The organism is Riemerella columbipharyngis (assembly GCF_900101995.1).
Classification (GTDB): domain Bacteria; phylum Bacteroidota; class Bacteroidia; order Flavobacteriales; family Weeksellaceae; genus Riemerella; species Riemerella columbipharyngis.
On the sequence record NZ_FNAS01000003.1, the window covers coordinates 65,659 to 82,822 of the forward strand.

Annotated in this window: 16 protein-coding genes; 3 read left to right on the plus strand and 13 right to left on the minus strand. The window is 37.5% G+C overall.

Annotated features, from left to right (window positions below):
- Positions 1-171 precede the first annotated feature (171 nt).
- A complete protein-coding gene (locus BLS89_RS02770) occupies positions 172-2,382 on the plus strand; it encodes a RelA/SpoT family protein (protein WP_092735988.1) in 2,211 nt (736 codons plus the stop codon).
- A 4-nt stretch (positions 2,383-2,386) separates the two neighbouring features.
- A complete protein-coding gene (gene nhaA / locus BLS89_RS02775; RefSeq protein WP_092735989.1) occupies positions 2,387-3,586 on the plus strand; it encodes a Na+/H+ antiporter NhaA in 1,200 nt (399 codons plus the stop codon).
- A 31-nt stretch (positions 3,587-3,617) separates the two neighbouring features.
- Here nhaA and BLS89_RS02780 read toward each other — a convergent pair whose 3' ends face one another.
- From BLS89_RS02780 to BLS89_RS02825, 11 genes are all read right to left on the minus strand, one after another.
- A complete protein-coding gene (locus BLS89_RS02780; protein ID WP_092735990.1) occupies positions 3,618-3,971 on the minus strand; it encodes a BlaI/MecI/CopY family transcriptional regulator in 354 nt (117 codons plus the stop codon).
- Between the two features lie 125 nt (positions 3,972-4,096).
- Complete coding sequence (locus BLS89_RS02785; protein ID WP_092735991.1) at positions 4,097-7,588, minus strand: glycosyltransferase family 117 protein; 3,492 nt, start codon at positions 7,586-7,588, stop codon at positions 4,097-4,099.
- A 262-nt stretch (positions 7,589-7,850) separates the two neighbouring features.
- Positions 7,851-8,405, minus strand: coding sequence for a ribosome recycling factor (gene frr / locus BLS89_RS02790; RefSeq protein WP_092735992.1), 555 nt, complete (start codon positions 8,403-8,405; stop codon positions 7,851-7,853).
- A 59-nt stretch (positions 8,406-8,464) separates the two neighbouring features.
- Complete coding sequence (gene pyrH, locus BLS89_RS02795) at positions 8,465-9,175, minus strand: UMP kinase (RefSeq protein ID WP_092735993.1); 711 nt, start codon at positions 9,173-9,175, stop codon at positions 8,465-8,467.
- A 238-nt stretch (positions 9,176-9,413) separates the two neighbouring features.
- Complete coding sequence (locus BLS89_RS10560; RefSeq protein ID WP_176763227.1) at positions 9,414-9,566, minus strand: hypothetical protein; 153 nt, start codon at positions 9,564-9,566, stop codon at positions 9,414-9,416.
- A 239-nt stretch (positions 9,567-9,805) separates the two neighbouring features.
- Positions 9,806-10,627, minus strand: a complete 822-nt coding sequence (locus BLS89_RS11275) for an RHS repeat domain-containing protein (protein ID WP_092735994.1) — start codon at positions 10,625-10,627, stop codon at positions 9,806-9,808.
- A gap of 49 nt (positions 10,628-10,676) precedes the next feature.
- Positions 10,677-11,399, minus strand: coding sequence for a hypothetical protein (locus tag BLS89_RS02805; protein ID WP_092735995.1), 723 nt, complete (start codon positions 11,397-11,399; stop codon positions 10,677-10,679).
- A 2-nt stretch (positions 11,400-11,401) separates the two neighbouring features.
- Positions 11,402-11,752, minus strand: a complete 351-nt coding sequence (locus tag BLS89_RS02810) for a hypothetical protein (RefSeq protein WP_092735996.1) — start codon at positions 11,750-11,752, stop codon at positions 11,402-11,404.
- Positions 11,753-11,967: 215 nt separating this feature from the next.
- Positions 11,968-13,902 (minus strand): DNA topoisomerase (ATP-hydrolyzing) subunit B, encoded by a 1,935-nt coding sequence (gene gyrB / locus BLS89_RS02815; protein WP_092735997.1) that lies wholly within the window; start codon positions 13,900-13,902, stop codon positions 11,968-11,970.
- Between the two features lie 88 nt (positions 13,903-13,990).
- Complete coding sequence (locus BLS89_RS02820) at positions 13,991-14,968, minus strand: polyprenyl synthetase family protein (RefSeq protein ID WP_092735998.1); 978 nt, start codon at positions 14,966-14,968, stop codon at positions 13,991-13,993.
- Between the two features lie 47 nt (positions 14,969-15,015).
- The gene (locus BLS89_RS02825; RefSeq protein WP_092735999.1) at positions 15,016-15,936 is read right to left on the minus strand and encodes a hypothetical protein; all 921 of its coding nucleotides are present in this window, start codon (positions 15,934-15,936) and stop codon (positions 15,016-15,018) included.
- Positions 15,937-15,972: 36 nt separating this feature from the next.
- On the opposite strand from BLS89_RS02825, the gene BLS89_RS02830 reads away from it, so the two are divergent.
- Positions 15,973-16,395 carry an NUDIX domain-containing protein gene (locus BLS89_RS02830; protein ID WP_092736000.1) on the plus strand — a complete coding sequence of 141 codons (423 nt, stop codon included), beginning with the start codon at positions 15,973-15,975 and terminating at the stop codon, positions 16,393-16,395.
- Here the strand turns inward: BLS89_RS02830 and BLS89_RS10915 are convergent.
- Together BLS89_RS10915 and BLS89_RS10920 are read right to left on the minus strand one after the other, a co-directional pair.
- A complete protein-coding gene (locus BLS89_RS10915) occupies positions 16,385-16,873 on the minus strand; it encodes a patatin-like phospholipase family protein (protein WP_245688800.1) in 489 nt (162 codons plus the stop codon). The two genes, BLS89_RS02830 and BLS89_RS10915, sit on opposite strands and share 11 nt — an antisense overlap.
- A gap of 1 nt (position 16,874) precedes the next feature.
- Entirely contained in the window at positions 16,875-17,144 is a 270-nt protein-coding gene (locus BLS89_RS10920; protein WP_245688802.1) for a patatin-like phospholipase family protein, read from the minus strand.
- Between the last annotated feature and the right edge of the window lie 20 nt (positions 17,145-17,164).

The window sequence follows — 17,164 nt, forward strand, 5'->3', positions numbered from 1 at the left end:
TCTGTGAAAATATCCTTAAAAGTGAGGTAGGACATTATAAAAATCAATCGGAATAAGATGCTTTAAGAGATAAATTGATGTACAACAACGGTTTTAAGTATTTTTTAGCTTTGATATTGGCAGGGATACATTTCATTTCTTAAATTCGTGCAGTGAAAAGGTTTTAGTAATATGACTTACGATATAGAACAGGAAAACAAAGAGATATCCGCAAGATATAAAGATCTTATATCGAATACCTATCGTACCTTGAGTGAGGAGCAGAATAAATTGATAAGAAGAGCCTTTGATATTGCTTTGGATGCCCATAAAAACCAAAGGCGAAAAACGGGTGAGCCTTATATTTATCATCCCATCGCAGTGGCAAAGATAGTGGCAGAAGAGATTGGTCTTGGGGCTACTTCTATAGCTTGTGCCTTATTACACGATGTGATAGAAGACAGTGACTATACCTACGAGGATATCAAAAAGCTTTTCGGTGAAAAGATTGCCAATATTGTGAATGGGCTAACGAAAATTTCGGTGATGAATAACCAAAATATCTCTGTCCAGTCCGAGAATTACAGAAAACTTCTTCTTACATTGTCTGATGATTTCAGGGTGATTTTAGTGAAAATTGCAGACCGCCTACACAATATGAGAACACTGGATAGTATGCGTCCGGATAAACAAAAGAAAATAGCTTCGGAGACGGCTTATATCTATGCCCCTATGGCACATCGTCTTGGGCTGTACAACATTAAATCCGAATTAGAAGACTTATCCCTGAAATATAATAATCCCGAAATATATAAAGAAATAGCATCTAAACTTTCTACGGCTAAAGAACAGAGAGAAGCGTATCTCGACGAATTTAAGGCTGAAATTTCGGATAGAATAAAGGAGGAAGGGCTCAACTTTAGCATTAAGGGAAGAACCAAAGCTATAAGCTCTATTTATCGGAAGATGCTTAAACAAAATGTTAGCTTTGAGGAAGTTTATGATAATTACGCCATAAGAATCATCTATAAGTCTGATGCCAAAAACGAAAAGTTTTTGGCATGGAAAATTTACTCTATCGTAACAGATTACTACAAAACAAATCCCCAAAGAATGAGAGACTGGATTACCAACCCCCGCTCGACTGGCTACGAAAGTCTCCACCTGACTGTATTAGGACCTCACAACCGCTGGATAGAAGTGCAAATAAGGTCCGAGAGGATGGATGAAATAGCAGAAAAAGGAGTGGCAGCACACTACCGGTACAAAGAAGGCTTCCGGAAAAATAGTGATGATACCAATTTTGAACAATGGGTAACACAAATAAGGGAAGTTCTTGAAAATCAGCAGGGAATGACTACTAATGAGCTTTTAGACGATATTAAGCTTAATCTCTACTCAAAAGAAGTATTTGTGTTTACGCCTCAGGGAGAAGTAATGATTTTGCCTAAAGATGCAACTGCTTTGGATTTTGCTTTTGCAGTACATACTGATTTGGGAATGAAATGCTTGGGTGCAAAAATCAATGGCAGGCTAATGCCCATAAGCTATGTACTGAATAGCGGTGACCAAATAGAAATTATTTCATCAAACAGCCAAAAACCCAAACAAGACTGGTTGGATATAGTGGTTACGGCGAAGGCTAAGTCTAAAATAAAGAATGCACTCAACTCTGAGAAAAACCAAAGGGTAGCCGAAGGAAAAGAAATTTTACAGAGAAAACTTAGAAATTTTAGAATCAATTTTAGCGAAACGGAAGTTAATAAACTTCAGAAATTTTTAAACCTAAAAACTTCCCAAGAGTTGTTCCTGAATTTCCAGAATGGAAACCTTGATGTAGGCGACCTCAAAAGATATGCAGAAGGAAAGAGCCTTTTCAGTTCATTAATTCAAAAAATTAAAAAAAGCTCTAACAAATTAAGCATAAAAAAAGATTCCGAATCTACGAATGAAAATTTAGATCTTATCGTTTTTGGCAGAGATGAGGAAAAGTTGAATTATACTTTTTCGAAATGCTGCTCGGTGATTCCGGGAGATAAAATATTCGGGTTCATTACCATATCAGAGGGCATCAAGGTACATAATGACAATTGTCCCAACGCTATAAACCTTAGGGCAAATTACGACTATCGCGTACTTATAGCTAAATGGGTGAATTCGGAAAACTTTAGCAACAGAGTTAAAATTTTTGTGGAGGGCTTAGACAGAATAGGTATGCTCAATGATATTACCAAAATTATTACAAATGCTATGAATATTGATATGAAAAGTTTTTCTTTGGAATCCAACGATGGAATTTGCAGCGGGCAAGTTACTTTGGAAGTAAAAAGTAAAAAACAGCTTGAAGAAACCATCAAGCAGCTTGCGAAAATAGAAGGTATAATTAAAGTAAAAAGAATATAAAATTATGATTATTACAAAATATTTTAGAAAATTCGTTAATAGTAATAAGTCCACAGGTTTTTTATTGATGGTGTGTGTGTCTGTTTCTCTTATGACGGCTAATTCTTCCTTAGGCAAAGGTTTTCAGGATTTGCTTGATACACATATAGGGACGGAGTATTTTCATTTGAATTACTCGGTTTCTACTTGGATCAATGATGGGCTGATGGCGGTGTTCTTTTTATTGGTGGGATTGGAAATAAAGAGGGAGCTGATGGAAGGAGAGCTCTCAGAATTTAGCAAGGCATCTTTACCCATATTTGCAGCCTTGGGGGGTATGGTTTTTCCTGCTATTATATTTTGGCTATTCAATGGAGGTACGAAATATCAAAACGGCTGGGCTATTCCTATGGCTACAGATATAGCTTTTTGTATGGGGGTTATATCAATGTTAGGGAGGAGGATACCGGCGGCTTTGAAGATATTTTTGGCGGCTTTAGCTATAGTGGACGATTTAGGGGCTATCGTGGTTATTGCAATATTTTATACACAGGAAATTCATTGGGAATATCTGGGTGTAGGATTGGGAATTTTAATTTTCCTTATTCTGCTCAATCGTCTAAAAGTAAAACCTCTTGTCTTTTATATTATACCAGGGCTATTCTTGTGGTATTTTATACACCATTCCGGTATTCACGCTACGATTTCCGGAGTATTGCTTGCATTTACTATTCCGACTAACGAGTCTAGGGAAATATCGTCTCCGTTAGAGAAATTAGAAGAGATGCTTCAGACTCCGGTAAACTATGTAATAATGCCTATTTTTGCATTAGCCAATACGAATATTGCACTTAAAAGTGGTATGGTGGACGGGCTTTTTTCTAACTTCGGTTATGGAATCGTTTTAGGGCTTATGTTTGGTAAAATGATAGGGATTAACTTATTCTCGTTCATTGCTGTAAAACTGAAAATAAGTACTCTGCCTCATAAATGCAACTGGCCTCTAATGCTTTCGAGTGGGCTATTGGCAGGAATTGGTTTTACAATGTCGATATTTATTTCGCTGCTGTCTTTTAGGGAAAATATAGAGGTTCAGGAAGAAGCCAAATTTGCTATTTTGGTTGCTTCGTTTTTATCCGGTGTAGTGGGCTATCAGTGTTTGAAAATTTTCTCAAGAAGAAAAATAAAACTTTCGGATTACCGAGAAAGAATGAAAAATTTTTAGAGAGATAGGAGGCTTTATCTAAAGCGTAGAACTATTTACTTTTAAAAAACACTTTTTTTACATCTTTTTTAGAGACATAGCCTTCTTTTTTTAGCCTTTTGAGTAGCAGGAAGCCCTCGTTTTTTTCGTAATAATCAGTCAAGAGGTTTTTTAGTAAGAATATTCTGTACTCTTGTTTAGAGATTTCTATTTTGTAGAAAAACTTTCTGCCTTGGTTTTCTATACTTATAAATTTTTTATCGGTTAATATTTTCAGAAAGGTAGAAACGGTATTTTGATGAGGCTTTGGCTCTGGGAAAGCGTCTAAGATTGTTCTGAGAAATCCTCCTTGCAATTTCCATATTAGTAACATTATTTCTTCTTCTTTCTCTGTAAGTGTTGTCATAAGAGTTTAATATTAAAACTGCTATAAAGGTACGAAATTACTTTTAGAGTATGATGACTTTGCTGAAAGAAAATTGCCATTCAGAATTTCCGAATGGCAATTTTAGTGATAGTCGTTAATGTTATTTATTCCGTTGCTCTTATTACGGCATTGGTGATTTCTGCCGATTTGTCTTTGGCATAGGTGGTATCGTAGTTATCCATTACTTGAAATAAGTATTGGTAGAACGGTGTGATTTTCTGCACATTTTCAGATTCGTGGTATGCTTGTTCTTTATCCAAAGTTTTAAGATGCTTGATAAATTTATCAAAACGGACATCTATTGTCTTGATAGAAGACACCAAATAATCGTAAGCCTTGTCTTTCTTGCCTATTTTTTTGTAAGCATCTGTAACGGAAGATACTACGAGAGAGTAGAGTAGAGGCTGTACTGTCATAGGGCTTTTTTCCAATCTTTGGTCTCTCGGGGATAGCGAGTTGTAATAATCGTACTCTGCAAGAATATTCTTTTTGAGCCTATCTGCTATTTCCAATCCTTTTTTCTCATCGCCTGCCACTATGTAGGCATAGATCATAGAGTTAAGTGTTCTTGGGTCGTTGTATATGGTATCCGGTATTTCTTTAGAGGCTAAGTCTAAGATTTCGAGGGCTTTTTTTCGTTCGCCTTTTTCTGCTAAAGCGATGGCATCTCTACTTGCCGAATTTCTATATCCAATGATATTGGAAGTGCTGGTTTCGTTGTAATGAACATTCGGGTCTTTGAAGTTACCCCATCTAAATCCTTTGATGATATGGTAGAGGTCATCTGCATCTACTCTGCCTATATTGCCTTGGTCATCACCTTTTGTTTTAATAGGCACAAGACGGTAGCTAAAGCCGTCATATTGCAGATAGTCATTGAGATAAAATACACTTTGAGGAGAGCCTATTCCTCCGGAAGAGAAGTTGATAGGGCGTTTCCAATCAAAATGAGCTAAGATGTCCATCATCATCAGATCTCCTTTAAACAAAGTGCTTTCATCGTATTTAATGGTGATTTGCTTAACTGCAAGAGGTGCATCTTTTGCCTTGATGATCCCTGTTTTTACAGCGTTCTCCACATTTACCGGAAGGATGAATTTGTTTACCGGAAGAATATTAAAGCGTTTGTATTTATTCTCTCCGAATACATATCTTCTTACAAAGTCTTTCTGTGGTGAGTCTTTTTTCAGGAAAGCCATCGCATCTTTTAGCGTCATACTATCTTGGGTAATATATTTCTGAAATCCTGCGATGGAAGTTTCCGGTATTTGATTTTCTTTGAGAGTTTGTATAATGCTTTTCCAGTCGTCTGGGGTCATTAGATAGATTTGCTCATTAGTCCCGTCTCTGTAATCTTCGTGATTGAGAGAATGAGGTACGGGCATAGCATTGTAAGTTCTGCGTTTTACTTGGTCTATATTCCAAGGAGTAGGTAGAAGCTCGTAGTTGATGACCTTTACATCGTCGCGGAAATTTTGCGTTTCTTGTATCGCCCAGAGCGGATAGGTGTCATTATCCCCGTAAGTGAAAAGAATATCATTTTTGGGCAAATCATTCAGTGTAGAGTATGCATAATCATAAGAGGTGTACCATTGGCTTCTGTCGTGAGAATTATAGTTCTGGAATCCCATCATTGCAGGGATTAGGAGTAATAATGCTCCTGTTGCGGCAAGAGGTGTTTTAGTCCTGGATTTAATTTGTTTTTTTACGAAATACAATACAGCCGCAGCACCTATTCCTATCCAGATGGCAAATGCATAGAACGAGCCTACCATCGCATAGTCTCTTTCTCTTGGCTCAAAAGGTTTTACGCCCGTATAGAATACGATACCGAAACTTGTGAGTACAAACAATGATAAAAAGGCATAGAATCTTTTGAAATCTTTGTCAAGCTGAAAGAAAAACCCGAGAAGACCTAAAATCAAAGGCAGAAAGAAGAAATATACCCTGCTTGAATCTCTGTATTTAGCGGGTAGAGTACTTTGGTCGCCGTAGAGATAGTTGTCTAAAATAGGGATACCTGATATCCAGTTTCCTTTAGTATTCTCCATACTACCTTCCAAGTCGTTTTGTCTTCCTGCAAAGTTCCAAAGTAAATATCGGGTAAAATAATAGTTGTTTTGAAATGTGATGAAATAATCCAAATTCGTCCACAGACTTGGCTTTTTCACATTGATGAGATGGTACTTTTTGGCTTGATAATAATCATCTACCGTAATGGTTTTATCGTCATATTTTTTTCTAAGTTCTTGATAATATTGATGAGCTTCTTGGCTATTGGCCAAATCTTCGTCGTTATCGTTGAATGTAAAATCCGGTGCACCGTACATCGAGATATAATTAGAAATGACGCTTTTATCTTGGGCGAACATTCTTGGCAAAAAGCTCACCTGAGCCGGATTATAGACATAATCAAACCTATCTCCCAGATCTATATAGCGTCCGGTTTTTTCATCTTTTTCGTAGATATCGCTTGTTTTTACGGTTTTTAGACTTCCGTCTTCATTTTTCTCCAGTCCGTTCCAGTCCAAATAAGCGGTGTAATTTTGTCCGTACAGCGTAGGCCAGTCCCCATACTGAACACGGTTGTAATAATCCAGCATACCAATGGCATTATCGGGATTATTGAGGTTGATAGGTGGATTGGCATTTGCTCTGATAGGAATCACAAGCCAGCAAGAAAAGCCGATAACCATGTAGATAACGGATAATGCAGCCGTTTGGAAAATATGGCTCTTAGATTTTCTGGAGTAATGGATAAGAATATAGCCAACTAATATCAGCAATAAAAATGCAATAATAGTCCCTGAATGGAAAGGCATTCCCCAGCCATTGACAAAGAAAATCTCGGTTTTCCCAAATACCGTCATAATAAACGGAAAAATTCCCTTAAATACAATGCCCAATACCCCTAATGTAATCAGATTGGCAATAATGAACGACTTCCATGTGAACTTATATTTTTGGGCATAATATACCAAACAGATACAAGGAACGCACAGCATACACATCATATGCACGCCTACAGATAGCCCTACAAGAAAGAAAATAAGGATAATCCACCTTTCGTTATCTTTGGAGTAGGCTTCGTTTTCCCATTTGGTAATGAGCCAAACGATAGCAGCGATGAACATAGAGGACATCGCATATACTTCTCCCTCTACGGCTGAAAACCAAAAGGTATCTGAAAAGGCAAAGGCTAAAGCTCCTACGGCTCCTGAAAGCAAAATGATCAATTGTTCTCGAGAGGTAACTTCATCAGATTTTTTATGAAATAGATACCGTACCAAATGGGTAATTGTCCAGAATAAAAACAATATGGTAAGAGCACTGCAGAGGGCAGACATAGAGTTGATAACCATAGAGTAATGCAGAGGATTGCCAAACGCCAATATAGCAAATAGGGCTCCCATCAACTGAAAAAATGCGGCACCCGGAGCGTGTGTTACTTGTAGTTTTATGGAAGAAGAAATATATTCTCCGCAATCCCAAAAGCTAAAATTAGGCTCTATTGTCGATAAATAGGTAATGAGAGCAATAGCAAAAACGCCCCAGCCTGCAGCGGTATTCCATTGCTTAAAATTCCAATGTTTCATCTTGAAAAAAGTTTATGCGAAAGTAGTGTTTTTAGTTTATTTGAAAAAGAAAAAGGCTAAGATATTTTATAAGCGAAAAATATCCCCATCTGTTTTTTTGACAATAGGGCATAAAATCTTTTTCTTCATTTAATTTTTCAGCGGATTTTTCTATTCGAGTAAAGTTTGTTTTACAAGAATTTTTTTTGGCTGTTTTTATGTATAAGCAAGGTATAAAAAAAGCTGCACTCGGCAGCTTTTTTATCGTTTTAGTCTTAGAAGTTTATATTTTCATAATGTCTTCTTCCTTCACTTTGAAGTGTTCGTCTATTTTAGTGATATATTTGTTGGTCAACTCCTGGATATCGTTTTCTGTGTCTTTAATGACATCTTCAGAAATTCCTTCTAATTTTTTTAGTTCTTTCATTGCCTCCTGTCTTGCATTTCTCACCGTTATTTTAGTTTGTTCAGATTCTGCTTTTGCTTGTTTGGCAAGGTCTTTTCTTCGTTCTTCGGTAAGGGGAGGAACATTTAGAATAATAACTTCTCCGTTATTGGAAGGTGCAAAGCCTAAATTTGCATTTACAATAGCTTTTTCTATATCTTTCAAAGCATTTCTGTCCCAAGGCTGTATAGAGATCGTCATAGCATCCGGAATAGAGATATTTGCCACTTGGTTGATGGGCGTCATACTTCCATAATATTCAACCATTACATCTTGTACCATAGTAGTAGATGCACGCCCTGCACGGATTTTAAGGAAAGCGTGTTCCAAATGTTTGATGGCGGCATTCATTTCCTGCTGGGCATTATCCATTATTAAATTTAATTCTTCCATTGTATATTGATAGTTTGATAAATTACACATTTCTATTTGTTTCAAGGTGGATAGGCGGTTTACTCGTTATTAACCAAAGTACCTACTTCTTCGCCGTTTACTACTTTCAGGAGGTTTCCGTTTTTGTTCATATCAAAAACGATGATAGGCAGTTTGTTTTCGTGGCTGAGAGTAAACGCCGTCATATCCATTACTTTGAGATTTTTTTTGTACACATCTTCAAAGGATATGCTGTTGAATTTCACGGCATCTTTATTTTTCTCGGGGTCGCTGTCGTAGATTCCGTCTACGCGAGTACCTTTCAGGATTACATCTGCGCCTATTTCTATAGCTCTAAGCGTAGCGGCAGTATCCGTAGTAAAATAAGGGTTTCCCGTACCTGCTCCAAAGATGACCACTCTACCTTTCTCCAAATGTCTTGTCGCTCTCCTTTTGATAAACGGCTCTGCTACCTTGTCCATTTCTATCGCAGACTGGAGTCGGGTTTTCACTCCTTGGTCTTCTAATGCTCCCTGCAGGGCCATTCCGTTGATTACTGTAGCGAGCATTCCCATATAGTCGCCCTGTACTCGGTCCATACCTTTTGCTGCAGCAGCCAAGCCTCGGAATATATTTCCTCCTCCTATTACTATGGCAACTTCACAGCCAGCGTCTACCACTTTTTTTATTTCTGCGGCGTAGATATTGAGTCTTTCGTTGTCTATTCCGTACTGGAGATTCCCCATTAGAGCCTCTCCACTTAGCTTTAGTAATATTCTTTTGTATTTCATTTTTACTAAGATTTTATCTTTCGTTGATGCAAATATAAGAATTAACTGATAAATCTTTAAAAAAATAAGTGTGTTGATAGTAGGGCATATTCAACCAACCAATGTGACGCATTGATAAAAGAGGTCTTTCGAAGTTTTAAAATTTAAGTTTTGTAATTTTGCCTCAGTTTTTACAACATCTATACATTTTTCTAAATCAAGTTTACTTGCAAACGGGGGAAGATTTTTCATAATAATATTATTTACAACTACTTATATCAACAATGTCATCTAATTTTATAGGTTTGCTTGTTATTGCCTGAGTCGCTCCTCCTTCTCCAAATTCCATAAAATCTTTTGTTATAGGTTCATACCAATCTGCCTTTCCCCAATTGCCTTTAGGAACACTCACATCATCTATTATTTGTAATGTATCAAAGCTACCTCGAATAGCAGCATCGTGTGGGACTTGTAATTTTGAACTAGCTATACTAGATGAATCTTATTTATCAAATGAAAAATATGTTCCATTTAGATTGGCTGGTATCTCCATTGTTTTCTTCAAATTTTCTATATATGAGGCATCACTCGGCATATATCTATAACCTTTTGATGGAATTATAACTCCACCTTCTGTGACATAAAAGTCAGCTAACCCAAATATATCAACAAACCTATTGACTCTTTCACATATGTATAGGTATTCAATCCTCCTAATAAACCAATAGGATCTTGGCTAATGTAATTTCCGATGTTGGGTGAGTAATACCTAAACCTGTTGTAATACAGCCCAGTTTCCTCATCCTCATATTGTCCTTGATAACGGAATGGGATAAAACATCTGTTTCCACGCAATTCAAGCACATCTCCATAGATGTCCAAAACACAGTCCCAAACCACATTTCCCTTGCTGTCAAAAGCCTGTATCGGAGTACCCATATAGTCCTGCACGATGCTGTAACTGTCCTCATCGGTCAATTTGGCAACAGGGGTGAAACTCGTGCCATCATACACCCAAGTGGTCATATGCGTATAGGGCTCCTTGTCCTCATAGACAATTCGTTCCAACTCATCCTGCCGCTTTCTCGGACGCTCCCTTCTTGGATAATGCCACTCGTGCAACAGCACGTTATTATCCCAAGCATAACGGTAACAAGTGCTGTAAGTTTCCTTGAGCATTCTTCGTCCCAAGGCATCATACTCAAACCTGACGGTCTCGCCTTCGGGCGTCCTCACGCTTTTGAGCATACCGTTACCATACCACTCGTAGGCGGTATCACCTGCCTGCCAAGCATACAAGTTCTCCGACTTTTTCTTCTCCGAACTACCGAAAGAGAGCCAGCCTGTACGCTCTTTGCTATGTTCAACAGCAGTCAAATCCCGTCTGCTTTTGAGTATGAGGTTGCCCTCTCCGTCATAATGATAGAAATAGTCCTCATCTTTGAGCAACTGTCCGGATTTGCCAATACGCATAGAGTGTCGGGTTATTTATATATTCGCTTAGGAAAAGATTTGCATATATTTATTTAGAAATAAATTTACTCAAATCATTCTCAACAAATAAATAAAATGAATTATTCAAAATATACATTTCGTTTTTACCTATATCGTGAAAATATACGGCACTTTCGTGAGGTCTGATATATAGCTCGTCTCCATCACTATTCAACCATAATTCTCCGATTTTAATATATTCTCCCCGCAACTCTAACATATTAACCCCAATAAAAGTATTTTCCATTTTCAGTTGTGAAATACAGTAAAAAAAGGTAAGCACATCTTCGTGTAATAATCTATAGAAATATGATGAAGCTAAGTTGTCTTCGGCTAAATTATTTTCCACAATATCATTTTTCGACAGATGTTTTTTCATTGAGACGAAGAAAACAGGGTAAGTTTGCTTTAATCTAAAAAATTTTGAATCAAAGTCATTAAGATTACATTTGTCATACTCTAAAGAAATTAGGTCTATTTGTTTCCTATATTCCTCTGCATAATTGATATGCGGACTTTCGTTATAAGGTTGATTTATAGATTTCAAATATTCACGAGCAGCATTTTGGGATATTAATGTAGCACCGACTAATCCTTGAGACATCTTAGGCTTGATTTTTAAATACCATCTCGGCGGTAAAAATAATTTAACAAGGTTGTCATTTTGCTCCCACCAATTAATCCATTCTTCGGGCTTAAAAAGTCCTTCTGAGAGATGCTTTAATCCATTTACTATGTTGTTGATTTCCATATTTACCAAGAATTTGTACCATTGATAATTCGAACCAATTTAAAATTATTCCCTAATTTTCTATAAGAGTCCATACTCGCATGCCCCCAAGGCGTAACTTCTGTCAAATTCCATGCTTCATTAACTTTCGGAGTATTTAATCTTTGAGGCAAATTTGTGTGATGTAATTCAATAGGAATATCAACAATTTTCTTATATCCTAAAGCATCAGACACCTCAACTTTCATTCTGGGGGCATTTCCTCGTTTCATTAAAGCTAAATTATTAGGCGAATACTTCCCTGTTGTATTTAACATTTCTTCAGCATACTTTGCTTTCCAATAATTTTCCTTGGCTGTTTTCCAACACTCCAACCCCCAAACATCAACCTCCGAGTTACTATCGAAAACATACGCATACAGCGTAGGGTTATTTCCTGCCAGTCTAATAGGGTCTTGGCTAATGTAATTTCCGATGTTGGGTGAGTAGTACCTATTTAAAGGAGTTTATATTACTATTATACAAAGGTATAAAAAAAATACAGCTCAATAATCAGGAGCCGTATTACTATTTTTTTTGTATTTAGAGCTTATGCATCTATGTTTGCATAGATAGCGTTTTTTTCAATAAACTCTCGTCTTGGTGGAACTTCATCGCCCATTAGCATAGAAAATATACGGTCTGCTTCCCCTGCATTTTCTATATTTACTTGTTTCAGAATTCTGTTTTCTGGGTTTAGGGTAGTTTCCCATAGCTGTTCGGGGTCCATTTCACCAAGACCTTTGTAGCGTTGTACTTCTACACCTTTGCCATCCGGAGACATTTCTAAAGTTTTTTCTTCTCTGTCTTTTTCGTTCCAAGCATAGACTTTTTTGTTTCCTTTTTTGAGAAGGTAGAGTGGCGGAGATGCAATATAGACATAGCCTTGCTCTATCAGTTCTTTCATATATCTGAAGAAGAAAGTCAGGATAAGGGTAGAAATATGCGAGCCATCTATATCCGCATCCGTCATAATTACGATTTTGTGGTAGCGGAGTTTGCTAAGATTGAGGGCTTTGCTATCTTCTTCCGTACCTACGCTTACGCCTAATGCCGTATAGATATTTTTTATTTCTTCGTTGTCATAGACTTTGTGAAGCATCGATTTTTCTACATTCAAAATCTTACCTCTTAGAGGCAGGATAGCTTGGAAAAGACGATCTCTTCCTTGTTTTGCCGTACCACCGGCAGAGTCTCCCTCTACGAGGAATATTTCGGAAATAGATGGGTCTTTGGAAGAACAATCCGAAAGTTTACCTGGCAGCCCGACTCCTCCCATAGGGGATTTCCGCTGAACCATTTCGCGGGCTTTTTTAGCGGCTTGTCTGGCTTTAGCGGCAAGGACTACTTTTTGTACAATTTGTTTGGCTTCATTTGGGTTTTCTTCCAAGAAGTTTGTAAGCATTTCGCCTACTATTTTATCTACGGCACCGGATACTTCCGAGTTTCCGAGCTTGGTTTTTGTCTGTCCTTCAAACTGCGGCTCCATTACTTTAACGGAAATCACAGCGGTAAGCCCCTCACGGAAGTCATCACCCGTTACTTCTACTTTTTCTTTCTGAGGAAGTCCGAGGTCGTCTGCATACTTTTTCAGAGTTCTTGTTAGTGCTCTTCTGAAACCTGTCAGGTGAGTACCTCCTTCGTGGGTATTGATATTATTGACATACGAGTACAGATTTTCGTTGAAAGAAGTGTTGTACCTCATTGCTACTTCCACAGGGATATCGTCTCTTTCGCCCTCCATACAGATTACATTTTCCATAATGGCTTCTCTGTTGCCATCAAGGAACTCTACGAACTCTTTTAGTCCGCCCTCGGAATGAAAGGTTTCTGTTATGAAATTTCCTTTTTCGTCTTTGTTTCGTTCGTCGGTAATGGTTATGCTAATCCCTTTGTTGAGATACGCTAATTCTCTTAGTCTTGTAGCAAGTGTATCATAATTGTAAACCAATTCGTTAAAGATGGAATCATCGGGCTGGAAGAACACTTCTGTTCCTCTCTCGGTAGTTTCTCCGATTACTTGTACATCGTCTAATGCTTTCCCTTTGGAATATTTTTGTTGATATACTTTTCCGTCTCTATAAACGGTTGCAATAGTGCTTGTAGAAAGAGCATTCACACACGAAACCCCTACACCGTGAAGTCCTCCGGATACTTTATAAGAATCTTTGTCAAACTTACCTCCGGCACCTATTTTGGTCATTACCACCTCAAGGGCAGAGCGTTGTTCCTTTTCGTGAAAATCTACGGGGATACCTCGACCATTATCTTTTACACTTACAGAATTTCCCTCGTGGATTGTAACTGTAATGGTATCGCAGTAGCCTGCCAATGCCTCGTCTATAGAGTTGTCCACTACTTCATAAACCAAATGGTGAAGCCCTCTGGAGCCTACATCACCTATATACATAGAGGGTCTCAGCCTCACATGCTCTATCCCCTCCAAAGACTGGATACTACTTGCGGTATATTGTTTTTTACTCATCTTAAAATTTATTTACAATGACAAAGATACTAAAAATAGATGAATTGATAATGTTAAAAAATGTTATAGTCGCAGTATGGTCTTAGACCTAAAATTTTCGCTCTATGACATAGTCAAGCATTAGGTTCAATGCCTTTTTAGCATCGCTGTCTGGAAATTCGTTAAGGATATTTTTTGCTTTGGTTTGGAAGTCTTTCATTACCCCTATGGCATAGTCTAATCCTCCTGATTTTTTCACAAAATCAATAAGCTCTTTTACACGATCGGGATTATTATTGTGGCGTTTTATGGTATTGAAATAATATTTCCTGTTTTTTTCGTCAGTATTTTTTAGAGTATAGATTAGCGGAAGCGTCATTTTTTGCTCCTTGATATCTATACCTACGGGCTTTCCTATCACATTCTTGCTTAGGTAGTCGAATAGGTCGTCTTTAATCTGAAAAGCCATTCCCGTGTAAGTACCGAACTCTTGCATTTTTTTTGCTAAGGCTTGGTCTTTACTTCCGGACAGAACGCCTATTTCGCAACAAGCAGCGATGAGAGTAGCTGTTTTTTGCCTGATGATTTCGTAATACACCTCTTCGGTAATGTCTAATTTTCTGGCTTTTTCCAATTGCAAAAGTTCGCCTTCGGACATTTCCTTTATGGTGCGGGATATTACGGATAGTAAATCAAGGTCGTTGTTATCGGTAGAAAGAAGAACCGATTTGGACAAGAGGTAATCACCCACCAACACGGCTATTTTGTTTTTCCAAAGGGCATTAATAGAAAAAAAGTTTCGCCTTTTGAAACTCTCATCTACCACATCGTCGTGTACCAGAGTGGCTGTGTGTATAAGCTCTATCATAGAAGCACCGCGGTAGGTTTTTTCGGTAACTTCGCCTGTAAGTTTCGCACAGAGAAATACGAACATTGGGCGCATCTGTTTTCCTTTTGTCGTTACGATGAAACGCGTTATTTTATCCAGTAGCGGGACTTTACTCTGCATAGATTCGTAAAACTTTTGTTCAAAAAGTTTCATTTCACTATTGATAGGCTTTTTTATTTCTTCTACGATATTCGCCACTTTCTATTTATGGTTTGGGTTCAAAATTTCGTCTATGCAAATATAGATTATTTTAATTGAATATAAGGAATAAAGTATAAAGATGCAGGGATAGTCCTAAATTTTTCGCAGGATAGGAAGAGTCCTTTTTCGGAAGCCGCTATGCCCTCTATTTGTCCTATGCTAAGTGCAGAACCCAAATAGAACTTTTGAGGTTTGTTTTTAAAAAATCTGTTTGGCGAGGATTCCTTAAATATACTCAGATACATAGCACCTAATTTGGTATAGCCCACGATATAGAGACTGCTGTCGTGGTAAGCAGCACCAGTAGCGGCATAGCCCAGATGATATTTTTCTAATACAGTGGCAGGGCGGTTATTGGTTTTGTTTAATGATAATTCGTAATGGGTTACATCATAGCTTTTCCATTCTTTGGAGAAGAGCTGTACAGCGTTTTGATGAATCACCATAGCTTCCATATCGTAGTTGTGATTGATGTTTCGGGGTGTAAAATCTTTTTGAGTAGGGTAGTAGAAGGGGATTTTTTTGGAATAATGCCAAGACTCACCCTGTTGATAGGGAAAAACATATATTGCCAAGTCTTTCCTATTGCCTAGGTTATTTCCAAAATCGCCAATGTATAGCGTGTCATTTTTAGCAGAAATGGCTTCCCAGTCGTTATTATCTGCGTTGGTTTTAATGGTTTCCAGAGTATTGTTTTCTGTGTTAATGACAAACAAATCCGAGGCATTTCCACTATCATTGAAAGAAAATAGCTGTTGGTGGAATATCGTTAATCCGGAGCTTTCTCGGAGCTTGTAAGGCAGGGGAGAGCAGAGGTACTTTTTTAGAGGTAGATATTTGTATTGCTGAGGGCGGTCTGTTCTGTAAGGTATATTATTTTGGTAAGAATAAAGCGGTTTGCTGCACGAAATAACAGAAACAAGGCATAGTAAAATTAATGTCAGAGGATGGTATTTTTTTAGCATAATTTGTTTTACTTTGTCACAAAAATAATAAACAATATGGATATCAATCGCATCAACATAAGAGTCTATGGAATTTGTCTTAATGGGTATAAGGAAATGATGGTTTTGGATGAAATTTATGTAGGGAGACAATTGATAAAGTTACCCGGTGGCGGATTGGAGTATGGAGAAGGCTTGCACGACTGCCTTCATAGGGAGTTTAGAGAAGAACTTAACTTAAGCATTACCATTAAAGAACATTTTTACACGCAAGAAGATTTTCTTGTTTCTAAGTTTCGGAATAATGAGCAGCTGCTCACGGTTTATTATATCGTAGAAGTAGAAGATTTATCAATGTTAAAGATAGTGGAAAGCAGCATTAAGCAAGTACTTTGGAAGTCTCTGGAGGGCGATAATCCTTTTACATTACCCATAGACAGAAGAGTGTTTCAGCTATTGAAAGAGAGATTTAATCCTTAAATATTTCTTCCTCAAAAGTTTGTTTGGCAATATTATAGCCTATCTCAAAGATTTCTTCTAGCCGCTGATTTTTCCTTTCAAAAGTACCGTATTGACAAAGTTTTTTGGAGGTAATGAACCAATCGCAATAGGTGAATTTATAAGACACTATTCGGTGGGATATGAGTTCGTAAGCTCTTGCTGTAACAGATTTTATACTGTTAAGGTCTTCCGGCTTTATATCTTGGGGCGGCGATACATATACCCCAATTAGCTTATCGCAATTTTTTTCGATAATATCGGCAGGGAAGTTATTGAGTACGCCTCCATCGCAGAATATTTCGTTTTTAATTCTATATGGAGTACTTATCCCCGGTATGGAGCAAGAGGCAATGATGGCATCTACGACTTGAGCTTTATTACCGAAAACCCTCTGTTCGCCGGTAATTATTTCTGTAGCTACTATTTTTATCGTTTTGCCGAGCATTCCAATTGTCATTTCATCGAAAATAGGGATTAAATAATTGGAAAAAACCTTTGACGATATTGAAAGCAGAATGTTTCCAATGGAAAAAATAAATAGATTTGAAAAACTCCAATATTTCTTCCGGTTTTTTCCCAATAGCGTAAAGTCCTCCTACTATAGAACTAGTACTACAACAAGAAATGACATCAGGGTAAATGGCTTTTTCTTCCAAAAATTTTAAGACACCGGCGTGTGCCAAGCCTTTGATACCGCCACCGGAAAATACAATGCCTATTTTACCCATTATATATTTTAAAAGAAAAT

What these genes read in the sequence shown, in the direction of transcription:
- BLS89_RS02770 (WP_092735988.1), top strand. Translation starts at nt 172, where the DNA reads ATGACTTACGATATAGAACAGGAAAACAAAGAGATATCCGCAAGATAT.
- nhaA (WP_092735989.1), top strand. Translation starts at nt 2,387, where the DNA reads ATGATTATTACAAAATATTTTAGAAAATTCGTTAATAGTAATAAGTCC.
- BLS89_RS02780 (WP_092735990.1), bottom strand. Translation starts at nt 3,971, where the DNA reads ATGACAACACTTACAGAGAAAGAAGAAGAAATAATGTTACTAATATGG.
- BLS89_RS02785 (WP_092735991.1), bottom strand. Translation starts at nt 7,588, where the DNA reads ATGAAACATTGGAATTTTAAGCAATGGAATACCGCTGCAGGCTGGGGC.
- frr (WP_092735992.1), bottom strand. Translation starts at nt 8,405, where the DNA reads ATGGAAGAATTAAATTTAATAATGGATAATGCCCAGCAGGAAATGAAT.
- pyrH (WP_092735993.1), bottom strand. Translation starts at nt 9,175, where the DNA reads ATGAAATACAAAAGAATATTACTAAAGCTAAGTGGAGAGGCTCTAATG.
- BLS89_RS11275 (WP_092735994.1), bottom strand. Translation starts at nt 10,627, where the DNA reads ATGCGTATTGGCAAATCCGGACAGTTGCTCAAAGATGAGGACTATTTC.
- BLS89_RS02805 (WP_092735995.1), bottom strand. Translation starts at nt 11,399, where the DNA reads ATGGAAATCAACAACATAGTAAATGGATTAAAGCATCTCTCAGAAGGA.
- gyrB (WP_092735997.1), bottom strand. Translation starts at nt 13,902, where the DNA reads ATGAGTAAAAAACAATATACCGCAAGTAGTATCCAGTCTTTGGAGGGG.
- BLS89_RS02825 (WP_092735999.1), bottom strand. Translation starts at nt 15,936, where the DNA reads ATGCTAAAAAAATACCATCCTCTGACATTAATTTTACTATGCCTTGTT.
- BLS89_RS02830 (WP_092736000.1), top strand. Translation starts at nt 15,973, where the DNA reads ATGGATATCAATCGCATCAACATAAGAGTCTATGGAATTTGTCTTAAT.
- BLS89_RS10915 (WP_245688800.1), bottom strand. Translation starts at nt 16,873, where the DNA reads ATGACAATTGGAATGCTCGGCAAAACGATAAAAATAGTAGCTACAGAA.
- BLS89_RS10920 (WP_245688802.1), bottom strand. Translation starts at nt 17,144, where the DNA reads ATGGGTAAAATAGGCATTGTATTTTCCGGTGGCGGTATCAAAGGCTTG.